Here is a 12934-nt window from a genome sequence, read left to right on the forward strand (position 1 = left end):
CAGAGTAGCAGCTGATCGGGTGCCGGGGTCAAGATGCCTGCGCGCCCCGGATCGGAAGCCTGCAAGAATTCCATTGCCGCCATGGCGGCGCTGGCGTAGCATCTTCGCGGGAGATCGGGGAGCAGAACATGAAGCGGATCGTCATCTGCTGTGATGGCACCTGGAGTGCAGCGGATCGTGAGCGTAACGGCGAGCCGGCGCCGACGCATGTTCCCAGAATGGCGCAGGCGGTTGTCGGGGTCGATGCGGACGGTGTCGAGCAGCGCGTTTACTACGGCCCGGGCGTGGGGGCCGGTGGCAGCCGGCTCTACCGCTGGTTTGCCGGGGCGACCGGCTGGGGGTTGTCGGCCAATCTCAAGGACGCCTATCGCTTCGTGGTGGCGCATTTCGAGCCCGGAGATCAGCTGTTCCTGTTTGGCTACAGCCGCGGCGCATTCACCGTGCGCAGCCTCGGCGGCATGATTTACAACGCCGGCGTGGTCAGGCGCGAATGCGACGACCGCATTGACGAGGCCTTCGATCTCTACCGCTCCCGCTCCCCGCTCAAGCACCCCGATGGCAAGCAGGCCGTGCGCTTTCGCCAGCGTTACAGCTGGCCCCAGCCGCCCCCGATTCACTTCATTGGCGTGTGGGACACCGTGGGCGCGCTGGGCAACCCGCTGCTGCTGCACAAGAGCCCGCTGAGCCGTCGCGTGCAGTTTCACGACACTCGCCTGGGGCCGACGGTGCGCCATGCCTTTCACGCTCTGGCCATCGACGAAAAGCGCCGCCACTTCCGGGCCACGCGCTGGCAGCGCCATCCGCAGGCAGGCGATCAGACCATGGAGCAGCGCTGGTTCGTGGGCGTGCACGGTGATGTCGGCGGCGGCAGCCCCGGCACGGGATTGTCGGAGATCACCTTCGAGTGGATGCTGCGCCAGGCCCGGCAGTGCGGCCTGGCCGTCAACGAGGTCAACACCGCGCCGGATGTTTTCAGCGGGCCTTCGCGCAGCCGTCGGGGTCTGTTCCGGCTGATTCCCGCCTGGCATCGGCCGATCATGGCGACGCCGGGCGCCCGCAGCGGTGAGCACGTCGACCCATCCGCCGAGTGGCGCTGGCGCCGCGACGAGCGTTACCGGCCGCCGAATCTCGGCGATCACCTGCGGCGCCGGGCCGACTCGTCCTGAATCAGCGACTTGCGCTGGAAGCCGGCCGCCCGCACTTGTGATTATCGGACTCGTACCATTACGCCACGCTCGCCTTTCGGCGTTTGCTGGCAGACTGTCACCATGAATGAAGCGCCCCGACAAATTGATTCTTCCGCTGCTGAAGCGGTGGTCGCCCGACAGCACCCTCCGCGCTGGGCCAGCGAAGGGCTGGTGCTGTTGGCCATTGGGCTGGTCGGCCTGTATGCGTTGTTGCGCCCGGAGGCTGATACCACGCTGCCCGACTTTGGTCAGATCGAGCAAGTGGCCGAGCGCAAGGCGGCGTTCTTCAGTTTTCTCGCGCCGATTGTCGCGGCTGAAAACGAGCGCGTGCTCGCCCAGCGCCGCCACCTGCTCGAGATCGCGCCGAAAGTGGAAGACGACCGCCGGCTGGGCCTGCTCGATCGCCGCTGGATGATGAATCTGGCGGCCGAGTACGAGCTGAGCTGGCCGGGAGATGCCCGCGAGGAAACCCTGGCGCTGCTCCTGCGTCGCGTCGATAGCGTGCCGGTTTCTCTGGCGCTGGTGCAGGCGGCCAAGGAATCGGGTTGGGGCCGTTCGCGCTTTGCGCGCGAGGGCAACAACCTGTTCGGCCACTGGTGCTATGCGCCGGGTTGCGGCATCGTGCCGGAGCGGCGTAACCGCAATGCGGGGCACGAGGTGGCGGCGTTTGATTCGGTGAGCGAGTCGGTCAGGCGCTACATCAACAATCTCAATACCCACCCTTCCTATCTGCCCCTGCGCCGCATCCGTGAGGCCGAGCGCGCGGCCGGTCGCGAGCCGGGAGCCGTTGCCCTGGCCGACGGCCTGATTCGCTACTCGCAGCGGCGTCAGGCTTACGTCGATGAAATCAAGCAGATCATCCGCGTCAATCGCGACATGATCGGGCAGGCCATCAGCGACTTGCCGGGCGCAGCGGCGTCGACAGCGGCTATCGGAGGCACCTGATCATGACACGATTGCTTGCCCTGCTGATGATCGTGCTCGTCGGCGCGCTGCCGGCGGTGAGCGTGGCTGAAGATCATGGCCACGGGGTCGTTCTGCTTTATCACCACGTCAGCGAGGCGACGCCCGCATCGACCAGCGTCACGCCCGAGCGCTTCAAGGCACACCTGGACTATCTCGAAGAGCATGATTTCGCCGTCTGGCCCCTGCCTCGTCTGCTGCAAGCTGCACTGCGCGGCGAAGAGGCGCTGCCCGCCAGGGTGGTGGCGATAACCTTTGACGATGCCTACGAGTCGGTTCATGCCACAGCCTGGCCGATGTTGAGCAAGCGTGGCTGGCCGTTCACGGTATTCGTCAATACCGATGCCGTCGATGCCGGTCACTCGCCTTACATGAGCTGGCAGCAGCTTCGTGATCTGCACGACGATGGCGTTGTCATCGGCAACCACAGCGCCAGCCATGGTCACCTGATCGCGCGTGCCGAAGATGAAAGCCGGAGCGAGTGGGCCGCGCGCGTGACGGACGACATCGAGCGCGCCGAACGCCGGATTTCAGCGGAGATCGGTGCGAAATCGAAACTGTTCGCCTATCCCTACGGCGAGGATTCGGCCGAGCTGGCCACCATTGTCGGTGAACGCCATGCCTTTGCCCTGACGCAGCGCTCGGGCGCCGTCGGCCCGACGACCGATGCCCTGTCAGCGCCGCGCTTTCCGATGGCCAGCGGCTTTGATGATCTGGATCGATTCGCCCAGGCTGTCAATTCGCGCGCGCTGCCGGTGGTCGAGGCCAGGCCGGTGCCGCCGGGCGACGGCGTGCGCGGCCCGATCAAGCGCTTGCGTCTGGTGCTGGCCGACGGGGGTTATCGTGACGGGCAGCTGGCCTGTTACTCGAGCCGCGGCGAGCGGCTGGCCACGACTTTCACCGCAGGGCAGCCACATCGGCTGGAGATTGCAGTGGACGGCCAGGGCGTGACCGGTCGCAACAAGATCAACTGCACCGCGCCGGCGGCCGACGGCAGCGGCGACTATTACTGGCATGCCTTTCAGTGGGTGCAGGATGCCGTGCGCGACTGAGCGTTGCCCCGGGCCCGGCGCTCTGGCAATGCGTTGATGGAAATTCTGCTGCTCATTCCCGCTGCCGCCCTGGCGTGGTGGGGCTGGGGGCGCTGGCGCCGGCATCGGCGTCGACAGATCTCCCGCAAGCCGCTGCCGCCTGAATGGCAGCAGATTCTCGAGCGCAATGTGCCGCTCTACCGCGGTCTGCCGGATGCGCTCAGGCGAGAGCTGCACGGGCATATCCGGCTGTTCTTGCACGACAAGACCTTCGCCGGCTTCCAGGGCCTGGAGGTCACCGACGAGATGCGCCTGACGATTGCCGGCAATGCCTGCATTCTGCTGCTCAACCGGGCGCATGATCAGTACGCCAATTTCTCCACCATTTATCTCTACCCCAGCACGTTCGTGGCCCGGCATGAAAGCTACGACGGCCTGGTGCGGTCGGTGGGCAAGCAGGCGCGCCTGGGCGAGTCCTGGCATCGCGGGCCGGTGGTGCTGTCATGGGATTCGGCCCTGGCCGGCAGCCGCGACGTGACCGACGGCCACAACGTGATTCTGCACGAGTTTGCCCACAAGCTCGACGGTGCCGGCGGTGCGGTCGACGGGGCGCCGATTCTGCACCAGCGCTCGCACTACCTCAGCTGGGCGCGGGTGATGACGCGCGAGTTCGAGCAGCTGCAGCGCCAGGCCAGCGCCGGCACACGCACCCTGATAGACCACTATGGCGCCAGCGCACCGGCCGAGTTCTTTGCCGTGCTGGTGGAGACGTTCTATGAACAGCCGCGCCAGCTCAAGCAGCAGCACCCGGAGCTGTATGCGGAGCTGCAGAAGTGCTTTCGAGTCGATCCGATTGCCTGGCACGAGACCATTCGACAGCAAGAGGAGTGATGCGCGCCACAGGCTGCCGGGCGGGGTGAGAACACGAGCCCGCGGCTGCCCGCCGGGCCTTCAGGTTTGCGGCGGCGGGCGTTCGCTTCGGCGTAAGATACCGTCTCCACTTGACGCTCCAAGAGAGATTTCGTGACTCGAGAATTACCCACCAAACGCCTCGCGCTGTTTCTCCTTGCCTGCCTGCTGCCATTGTCCGCCCTGGCTTCGCCGTTCTCGCTGGAGGACCTTTTCGCCATGGAGTGGGCGTCGCAGCCGCAGATCACGCCCGACGGTGAAGCCGTGGTCTACGTGCGCAATTTCGGTGACCGCCAGGCTGACCGCTGGCGCTCGAACCTGTGGCGCATCGATGCCGACGGCAGCCACCACCGCCCGTTGACCAGTGGCATGCACCGCGATCTGTCGCCAAGAATCTCGCCCGACGGCAAGCGGGTCGCTTTCGTTCGCGCTGGCGCCGGTGGTGCCCAGCTGCACGTGCTGTGGCTTGAATCGGGCCAGACGGCCCGGCTTTCGCAGCTGCCGGCAGCGCCTTCAGGCATTACCTGGTCGCCCGACGGCACGAAGCTGGCTTTCAGCATGCTGGTGGCAACGCCCCCCGAGCCGATGGCCAAACTGCCGCGCAAGCCCGAAGGTGCTGACTGGGCAAAGCCGGCGCGGGTGATCGATCAGATGCACTGGCGTCAGGACGGCGCCGGCTATCTCAAGCCCGGTGACCGCCACCTGTTCGTGATCTCCGCCGCCGGCGGCGCGCCGCGGCAGCTGACCGAAGGGTCGCACAACTTCCGCAGCCCGGCGTGGACTCCCGATGGCCAGCACCTGGTGTTTGCCGCCAACTTGAGCGACAACGCCGAACAGGAACCCGCGCGCTCCCGTCTCCACCAGCTCGACGTGGAGTCCGGCAAGATCGAGCAGCTCACCGAGGGGGCGGTCAGCCATTCCTCGCCTGTCGTGTCGCCCAACGGCCGCTACATCGCGTTTACCGGTTTCGACGACGAACGCATGAGCTACCACCAGTCGCATCTGTATGTTCTGGAGCGCAAGAGCGGTGAGTATCGCCAGCTGCTGTCCGATCTGGATCGACCGATCAGCCAGCCGGTCTGGGATCGGCGCTCCGGCGGGCTGTATTTCCGCTATACCAGCGAGGGCGTCACCCGCCTGGGTCATACCGGGATGAAGGGCCGGATGCGCGAGCTTGCAGCCAACATGGGCGGGGTCTCCAACAGCCGGCCTTATGGTTCCGGCAGCTTTTCGGTCAGCCGCGATGGCCGCTATGCCTTTCCGATGACCGACGTGACGCACCCGGCCGATATTGCCGTGGGGCGTGACGGCGACAATCGGCGCCTGACCCATATCAACGAGGTCCTGTTTGCCGGGCGCGACATTGCCGATGCCGAAGAAATCTGGGTGGAGTCCAGCCATGACGGCGAGCGCATCCAGGCCTGGCTGGTCAAGCCTGCCGATTTCGATCCCGACCGGACCTACCCTCTGATTCTGGAAATTCACGGCGGGCCGCACTCGGACTACGGGCCGCGATTTGCCTCGGAAATGCAGCTGTATGCCGCGGCCGGTTATCTGGTGCTCTACGTCAATCCGCGGGGCTCGACCAGCTATGGCGAGCGCTTCGCCCAGCTGATTCATCACAACTATCCTTCGCAGGATCATGATGATCTGATGTCCGCCGTGGACGCGGTTGTCGGCCGCGACTATGTCGATGGCGAGCGGCTGTTCGTCACCGGCGGCAGCGGCGGCGGCGTGCTGACTGCCTGGGCGGTCAGCATGACCGATCGCTTCCGCGCCGCGGTGGTCGCCAAGCCGGTCATCAACTGGTACAGCTTTGCGCTGTATGCCGACAACGCTGCCTTCTTCACCAAGTACTGGTTCCCGGCGATGCCCTGGGAGGCGCCTGAACACTATATGGCTTATTCGCCGATCTCGCGCGTGGGCGAGGTGAATACACCGACCATGCTGCTGACCGGTGAGGCCGATTACCGCACGCCGATGCCCGAATCGGAGCAGTACTATCAGGCGCTCAAGCTGCGCGGTGTGCCCACCGCGCTGGTGCGCATTCCCGACAGCTCGCACGGCTTGAGCGATCGGCCCACCCAGCTGATGAGCAAGGTGGCGCATATCCTCGCCTGGTTCGAGCGCTACGACGAAGACTGAGCCAGGATGGTCGAGAAGATCAGCGCTGGGCGTTGATCTTCTCGACCAGTTGGCGGGCGGCGACGACCGTCGGATGGGTTTCGCTTGCGTGAATCCGGCGGTAGCTGTTCAATGAGGCCTGCGCATAATCGCCGGCCCGCCCGGGGCGGCTGCTTTTCAGATGCAGCTCGGCCAGGCGTTTGAGGTTGTTGGCCACGTGCCGGTGGCCCTCGCCGAGTTCGCGGCGATTCATCTCCAGGGCACGCTCGAGCAGGTCGAGAGCTTGTTCGTGGTGCTTCAGGGCCATGTGAGTGGCGCCCAGATTGCCGAGTACCAGGGCAATGTCGTGATGGGATTGGCCGTAGCTGTTGCGATAGATCACCAGGGCGCGCTCAAGCAGGTCAAGCGATTCGGCAAGGTTTCCGTCTTTTCGGGCCAGGCCGCCCAGGGCGTTGTAGATCACGGCAACAGAAGGATGGTTGTCGCCCAGCGAGCGCTCGCGGATGGCCAGGGCTTGTTCATAAAAGTCGCGCGCTTCGGCGTTGCGCTCGAGCTGCGCATGCGCCCAGCCGAGCTGGTAGAGCACGCTGCCAACGGCCGGATGTTCGGGGCCGAAGGCGTTGCGGCGAATGGCCAGCGCTTCGCGAAAGGCGGGCAGCGCCTCTTCGGCCCGGCCGGTCTGGACCAGCAAAGAGGCCAGATTGGACAGTGAAAAACTGGTCGTGGGGTGGTCTTGACCCAGCACCTCGCGGCGCAGCTCGATGGCGCGGTCGTAGTACTCGCGCGCCAGTTCATTGCGATCCACGGTGGCTTCAAGAAGCGCCAGGTTGTTGTAGGAGTCGGCCAGCTCCGCCGTCCCGGGCCGATCATCACGTCGAATCGCCAGCGCGCCTTCGAGCAGCGCTCTTGACTCGTCCAGCCGGCCGAGTGAATAGAGCGTCAGGCCGAGCGAATTCATGAAGCCAGCGCGCACCGGCGGCGGCTCTTCAGCCACCAGCGACAGCGCGCGGCGGTGCACCTGCTCGGCTTCCTGGTAGCGGCCCTGCGAGCCCAGAATATCGCCGTGCAGGGCCCAGGCATCAGCCAGTGCCCGGGTCGGGGTGCTGGCGTCAGCCGCGAGTACGTCGACGGCTTCCATGGCCAGTCGGCTGGCGCGCTCATAGTCGGCCAGGCCGCGATGGACCCGGGCCAGCACCTGAAACATTTCGGCCTGTACCTGCGGCGTTTCCTTGAGCACGCGAATGCGCTCGGCGCCGCGGTCGGCCAGATCGCGCGCGGTCAGCTCCTGTTCGCGCGCCCGCCACGGGTCGGCCTGCTCGAACAGGCCCACCAGAAACTCGCTGACCTGCTGCGTCTTGCGGGTTTCCACCTGCGCCCGATCGCGCTCGATGCCGGCCTGACGCGCCTGCCAGCTGGTGCCGGCCAGGCCGAGAATCAGCAGCACCACCACCAATGTGCTCAGGCCCGTAGCGAAAGGATTGCGCTGGATGAAGCGCGTGGCCACGTAGCGACGCGAAGGCTCGCGCGTGAGCACGGTTTCACAGCCGCGGTAGCGTTCGATGTCGCGGATCAGGTCGGCGACCGAAGGATAGCGGTCTTCGGGCCGTCGGGCGCAGGCGGTGGCGATGACGGCGGCCAGATCATCGCTTCTCGGACAGCATTCGCGCAGGCGCGAAGCGAGCACCCGCGGGTGGTCGGCGAGGTCCGGGTCGAAGCTTTCTCCGCACAGCATCCAGTAGAGCAGTGCCCCAAGTGACCATTGATCCGACGCCGCTGAAACCGATTCGCCGGCGCGCAGCTCGGGCGCGGACCAGGCCGGGGTGATTGCGCGGATGCGCTGAGCCGTATCCTCGCTTTCCGCCGCGGCCAGTCGAGCGACGCCGAAATCGAGCAGCCGCACCCGCCCATCCTGGCCGATGCGAACGTTGGCCGGTTTGATGTCGCCGTGCACCACTTGACGCTGATGCGCGTGCGCGACCGCCTCGGCCAGGCGAAGAAAGCGCGCCAGGCAGGCGCGATAGTGCGGGTATTGCTCCGCGCGGCACTGGTGCAGATCGCGACCGCTGACCCACTCCATGACCAGCCAGGCCTGGCCGTCGTCGGTGGTGCCACCGTCGAGTATGCGCGCGATGTTGGGGTGGTCGAGCCGGGCGAGCAGCTGACGCTCGATGGTCAGCCGCGTTCGCAGGCGCCGATCCCGGCGCAGGCGGATGACCTTGACCGCCGCGGTCATCTCGAAGGCGCCGTCGGCGCGCTCGGCGCGGTAGACCTGCCCCATGCCGCCACGGCCGACCAGTTCGATCACGCGCCAGGCACCGAGCTCGGTTCCCGGCTCCAGGCGATCACAGGCACGGTCGATTTCGGCTACCGCCGAGTCGGCCACCTCGCGAATCATGCCGTCGAGATGATCGGCCTTTGCCGACAGTGCATCGAGCAGTGGGCCGAGCCAGCGCATCAGCCGGGGGCAGCGCCGGGCGAGCTCACGCAGGCGCCTTGCCCGCGCGTTCTCGTCGAGCTCGAGCAGGCGCTCGAACTCCGCATCGAGCACGCGGCGACGCATCGGCGTCAGGCGCCCGGCCGGCAGATTCACTGCTCGGGCTCCCTGGCGAACGGGGCTGATGCAGCGGGCGCTGGTATTGCCCCGCGTCTGGATCGTCGGAAAGTCACCGGCTTGAAAGCCGGATCGCAGGCGTCGCTCATACCGCATTCCCTCCCGAATGACAGACTGCCGGGCCGGCGCGCCGCCTGGCTTTGCGGGCTTCCTCCGGGCCCGAAAAGGATATTAACCCGACAGCACCGTCGTTTGCATGCAGCCGGCGTCCGTGACGATTGGCCCATGCCCGTTGGTCGGGCAGTTGTTATATTCGGCCCGGAAAATCACTCACCACTGGAGAACCCGCCCGTGCCCATGCTCAGGATCTGCCTGCTCGCAGCGGCTTTCATGCTTTCGCATGCTGCCGCTGCCGAACCCGTTCGCCTGCTCAGCCAGCCCGCCGTCTCCGGCGAGCATCTGGCTTTTGTGTATGCCGGCGATCTGTGGGTGAGCGATCGCGATGGCGGCAACCCGCGCCGTCTGACCACGGCCGCCGCCGAAGAGAACAATCCGTATTTTTCGCCGGATGGCAGCCAGATTGCCTTCGCGGCCAACTACGGGGGCAACACCGACGTTTATGTCATTGCCGTCGAAGGTGGCCAGCCCAAGCGCCTGACCTGGCACCCCGGACGGGATGTGCCGGTGGGCTGGAGCGCCGATGGCAAAGCGGTGGCGTTTGCCTCTGGGCGCGAAACCGATCAGGGCCGTTCGGCGCAGCTGTGGCACGTGCCGGTTGCCGGCGGCGCGCCGGTCCGGCAGATGCAGGCGCGGTTTTTCCGCGGCCGCTGGGATGCTCAGGGCGAGCGCCTGGCCTACATCGATTTCGGGCCCGCCTACAACGGGCTTTACGGCGGCTCGGCCGGCTGGCGCGGCTATCGTGGTGGCACCACGCCCTCGATTCGCATCATCGCGCCCGATGACAACGAGGTCACCGATATTCCCGGCGAGCGCGTCAACGACATCCAGCCCTTCTGGATGGGCGACAAGGTGGTGTTCATCTCCGACCGCCACGACAAGCGGCTGAACCTGCATGTCTTCGATACCGCAACCGGCGAGATCGAGCGTCTCACCGATCAGGCCGACTGGGACGTGCACTGGGCCGACGGTGTTGGCCAGCACATCGTGTTCGAGGCCGGCGGCGAGCTCCACGAACTGAACCTGGCCAACGGCGAGCAGCGCACGCTCGAAATCGCGATCAATCCCGATTTGCCGCAGCAGCGCGTGCAGTGGAAAAGCGTCCAGGGCAACATCGAGCGCGTCGGCATTTCGCCGCACGGCAAGCGCGTGCTCGTGACCGCCCGCGGCGAGGTCTTCACCGTTCCGGTCGAGCATGGCTCGACCCGTAATCTCACCGTTACCGACGGCCAGCGCGAATACCCGGCGCTGTGGTCGCCCGAGGGCACCGAGATTGCCTGGATCGTCGAATCACTCGACGGCCAGCAGCTGGTGATTGCCGACCAGCACGGCGAGGAAATCGCGCGCCACGCCCTGGGCCCCGACTTCTATACCCTGCAGGCCTGGGATGCCGCCGAGGGCCGGATTGCCTACAGCGACAACGGCGTGAGCCTGTTCGTGATCGACACCGAAAGCGGCGATCGCGACACCATTGCCCGCTCAGCGCGGATGGGCAGGTTTGACGTTGCCTTCTCCCCTGATGGGCGCTGGTTGGCCTATACCGTCAATCGCGACAACTACCTCAGCGATCTGATGATTCACGACTTCGAGTCGGGCAAGGCAACGCCAGTCAGCGATGGCATGGCCGATGTTGCCTCGCCGGCCTTCAGCCGCGACGGCAAGTATCTGTTCATGGCCGCCTCGACCAACGCCGGGCCGCTGCAGTTCGGGCTCGACATGTCGACCCAGGAGCGGCCGTATCGCGCCGGCATCTACGCGCTGGTGCTGGCCGCCGACGGCGATTCGCCGCTGGCGCCGCGCCGCGGCGACGAAGAGCCGGGTGACGAGAACGGCGAGGACAAGGACAAGAGCAAGAAGGACAAGAAGGACAAGAAGGGCGAGGAAGAGCCCGAAGTCGAGGTTCGCATCGACTTCGACGGCCTGGCCGAGCGCATGGTCGCCCTGCCGGTTGCCAAGGGCAATTATCGCAATCTCCAGGTCGCCGGTGACGGCAGCCTGTTCTGGATGCGTTATCCGCAGCCCGGATCAAGCGTGCAGATGCCCGGCGAGAACACGATTGACGAAAACCGCCTGCTGCGTTTCGATTTTGAAAAGCGCGCCGCCGCGACGGTGTTCAGCGGCCTCAACGGTTTCGGCATCAGCGCAGCCGGCAGCCATGTGCTGATTCACGGCAATGGCTCGGTTCAGGTGGCTGAAGCCGGGGAGACGATCAAGCCCGAGGTCGTTGACCTGTCGGGCCTGCGTATGCAGATCGACCCGCAGAAGGAGTGGGCGCAGATCTTCAATGAGGGCTGGCGCATGCAGAAGGAGTACTTCTACGCCGATAACCTGCACGGCCTGGACTGGGACGCCGTGTACGAGCAGTACCGCCCGCTGCTCCAGCACGTTGGGCGCCGCGAGGATCTCAACGCGGTGATGGTGGAGATGATCGCCGAGCTGCATGCTGGCCACAATCGCGTCAGCGGCGGTGATGTCCATCGCGAATCCGGCCCCGGCGTCGGCCTGCTTGGCGCCAATTACGTCATCGACAGCGGCCGCTGGCGCATTGATCGCATCTACACCGGCGAGTCCTGGAACGCATTCTTGCGCAGCCCGCTCGACCAGCCCGGCAACGAGGTGCATGAGGGCGAGTACATCCTGGCGGTCAACGGACAAACCATCACGGCCGACGACAATCTGCATGAGCATCTGTACAACACCGTCGGCGAGCAGGTGACTCTGACCGTCGCCTCCGAGCCCGGCGGTGGCGGCAAGCGCGAGGTCGTCGTCGAGCCGGTGGACAGCGAAAACCAGCTGCGCCTGTGGGCCTGGGTGGAGGCCAACCGCAAGCGCGTCGATGAGGCCAGCGACGGGCGGGTGGGCTATGTCTATCTGCCCAATACCGCCGGTGCCGGCTATACCTTCTTCAACCGCATGTTCTACGCTCAGCTCGACCGCGAGGCGATCATCATCGACGAGCGCGGCAACGGTGGCGGTCAGGCGGCCGACTATATCGTCGAGGTGCTCTCGCGCCCGCATCTGTCCAACTGGGTCTATCGTCATGGCGAGATTTCGCGCACGCCCTTCGGCAGCCTGCACGGGCCGAAGCTGATGATGATCGACCAGGATGCCGGCTCCGGCGGCGACTACCTGCCCTACGCCTTCCGCGAGCTGGGTATCGGCCCGCTGCTGGGCAAGCGCACCTGGGGCGGGCTGATCGGCATCTTCGCCAACCCGGGTTTCGTCGACGGCGGCACCATGACCGTGCCGCACTTCCGTTTCGCCAATGCCGACAACGAGTGGGCAGTGGAAAACGAAGGCGTGGCTCCGGACATCGAAGTTGCGCTCGATCCGGTGGCGACCAACAACGGCCGCGACAGCCAGCTGCAGGCAGCCATCGAGCAGATCATGACGATGCTCGAAGGCTATTCCGACGATATCTCCCGGGAGGCTCCAGCGCTGCCTACCGAGCTGGGTCAGTAGGGCCAGCCGGCTCACCGCACTTCGGCTCCGGGCTTGCTCCGGAGCCGAAGTACAGCGGTGTTTTTCAGCGGCCCAGTTCGATCAGTACCGCCACAACAAGCAGCGCCACGACGGCCGCGCTGTTGCCTGCCCGCATGCGTCGGTACCAGCCGGGCTGGGCCTTTCGTACCCACAGGTACTCGGCCGTCCAGTGCAGCGCAAACAGCACGGCCAGCAGCACGGCAGCGGAAATGGCCGGCAGCAGAAAGGCCGGCAGCGCGGCCAGCACCAGCACGATGCTGGCAATCAGCGGCGCTTCGGGCTCCTGCGGTTTGTCGAGCGCGGCCGACCACAGCGTGCCGCCCATGAAAGCCAGGATCAGCACGCCGTAGCCAATCAGCAGTTCGACCAGCCACTCCGGCGCCCCGGTCCATGCCACCAGGGTCCAGGCGGCAAAGGGCAGCACGCCGGCCCAGCCCAGAATCCTTGCCGTTTGTTGTCTGTTTCGCATGCTCGGTTCCTCGTGCGCCATGAAGGTGTGCAGCTCACAG

The 12934-nt window shown here is 65.9% G+C and carries 8 protein-coding genes; 6 read left to right on the forward strand and 2 right to left on the reverse strand.

Annotated elements, in window-relative coordinates:
• Nucleotides 1-128 precede the first annotated feature (128 nt).
• The 5 genes from ACEWQ0_RS07395 to ACEWQ0_RS07415 all read left to right on the forward strand — a co-directional run bounded on the left by ACEWQ0_RS07395 (nt 129) and on the right by ACEWQ0_RS07415 (nt 6235).
• Nucleotides 129-1166 carry a DUF2235 domain-containing protein gene (locus ACEWQ0_RS07395; RefSeq protein ID WP_476482511.1) on the forward strand — a complete coding sequence of 346 codons (1038 nt, stop codon included), beginning with the start codon at nt 129-131 and terminating at the stop codon, nt 1164-1166.
• A gap of 102 nt (nt 1167-1268) precedes the next feature.
• Nucleotides 1269-2132, forward strand: a complete 864-nt coding sequence (locus tag ACEWQ0_RS07400; RefSeq protein WP_476484969.1) for a glucosaminidase domain-containing protein — start codon at nt 1269-1271, stop codon at nt 2130-2132.
• A gap of 2 nt (nt 2133-2134) precedes the next feature.
• Nucleotides 2135-3202, forward strand: coding sequence for a polysaccharide deacetylase family protein (locus tag ACEWQ0_RS07405; RefSeq protein WP_476484970.1), 1068 nt, complete (start codon nt 2135-2137; stop codon nt 3200-3202).
• A gap of 36 nt (nt 3203-3238) precedes the next feature.
• Nucleotides 3239-4072 carry a M90 family metallopeptidase gene (locus ACEWQ0_RS07410; RefSeq protein ID WP_476484971.1) on the forward strand — a complete coding sequence of 278 codons (834 nt, stop codon included), beginning with the start codon at nt 3239-3241 and terminating at the stop codon, nt 4070-4072.
• A 132-nt stretch (nt 4073-4204) separates the two neighbouring features.
• The gene (locus ACEWQ0_RS07415; protein ID WP_476484972.1) at nt 4205-6235 is read left to right on the forward strand and encodes a S9 family peptidase; all 2031 of its coding nucleotides are present in this window, start codon (nt 4205-4207) and stop codon (nt 6233-6235) included.
• 19 nt (nt 6236-6254) lie between these two features.
• Here ACEWQ0_RS07415 and ACEWQ0_RS07420 read toward each other — a convergent pair whose 3' ends face one another.
• A complete protein-coding gene (locus ACEWQ0_RS07420; protein ID WP_476482516.1) occupies nt 6255-8804 on the reverse strand; it encodes a tetratricopeptide repeat protein in 2550 nt (849 codons plus the stop codon).
• 318 nt (nt 8805-9122) lie between these two features.
• Here ACEWQ0_RS07420 and ACEWQ0_RS07425 point away from each other — a divergent pair, with 318 nt between their 5' ends.
• Nucleotides 9123-12404, forward strand: coding sequence for a S41 family peptidase (locus ACEWQ0_RS07425; RefSeq protein WP_476485028.1), 3282 nt, complete (start codon nt 9123-9125; stop codon nt 12402-12404).
• 64 nt (nt 12405-12468) lie between these two features.
• Here the strand turns inward: ACEWQ0_RS07425 and ACEWQ0_RS07430 are convergent, their stop codons facing one another.
• Nucleotides 12469-12894 (reverse strand): DUF3429 domain-containing protein, encoded by a 426-nt coding sequence (locus ACEWQ0_RS07430; protein ID WP_476482517.1) that lies wholly within the window; start codon nt 12892-12894, stop codon nt 12469-12471.
• Nucleotides 12895-12934 lie beyond the last annotated feature (40 nt).

The sequence above is a fragment of the Wenzhouxiangella sp. YN9 genome, assembly GCF_056324165.1.

Coding starts and splice junctions, on each gene's coding strand:
- ACEWQ0_RS07395 (WP_476482511.1), top strand. CDS start 129: ATGAAGCGGATCGTCATCTGCTGTGATGGCACCTGGAGTGCAGCGGAT.
- ACEWQ0_RS07400 (WP_476484969.1), top strand. CDS start 1,269: ATGAATGAAGCGCCCCGACAAATTGATTCTTCCGCTGCTGAAGCGGTG.
- ACEWQ0_RS07405 (WP_476484970.1), top strand. CDS start 2,135: ATGACACGATTGCTTGCCCTGCTGATGATCGTGCTCGTCGGCGCGCTG.
- ACEWQ0_RS07410 (WP_476484971.1), top strand. CDS start 3,239: ATGGAAATTCTGCTGCTCATTCCCGCTGCCGCCCTGGCGTGGTGGGGC.
- ACEWQ0_RS07425 (WP_476485028.1), top strand. CDS start 9,123: ATGCTCAGGATCTGCCTGCTCGCAGCGGCTTTCATGCTTTCGCATGCT.
- ACEWQ0_RS07430 (WP_476482517.1), bottom strand. CDS start 12,894: ATGCGAAACAGACAACAAACGGCAAGGATTCTGGGCTGGGCCGGCGTG.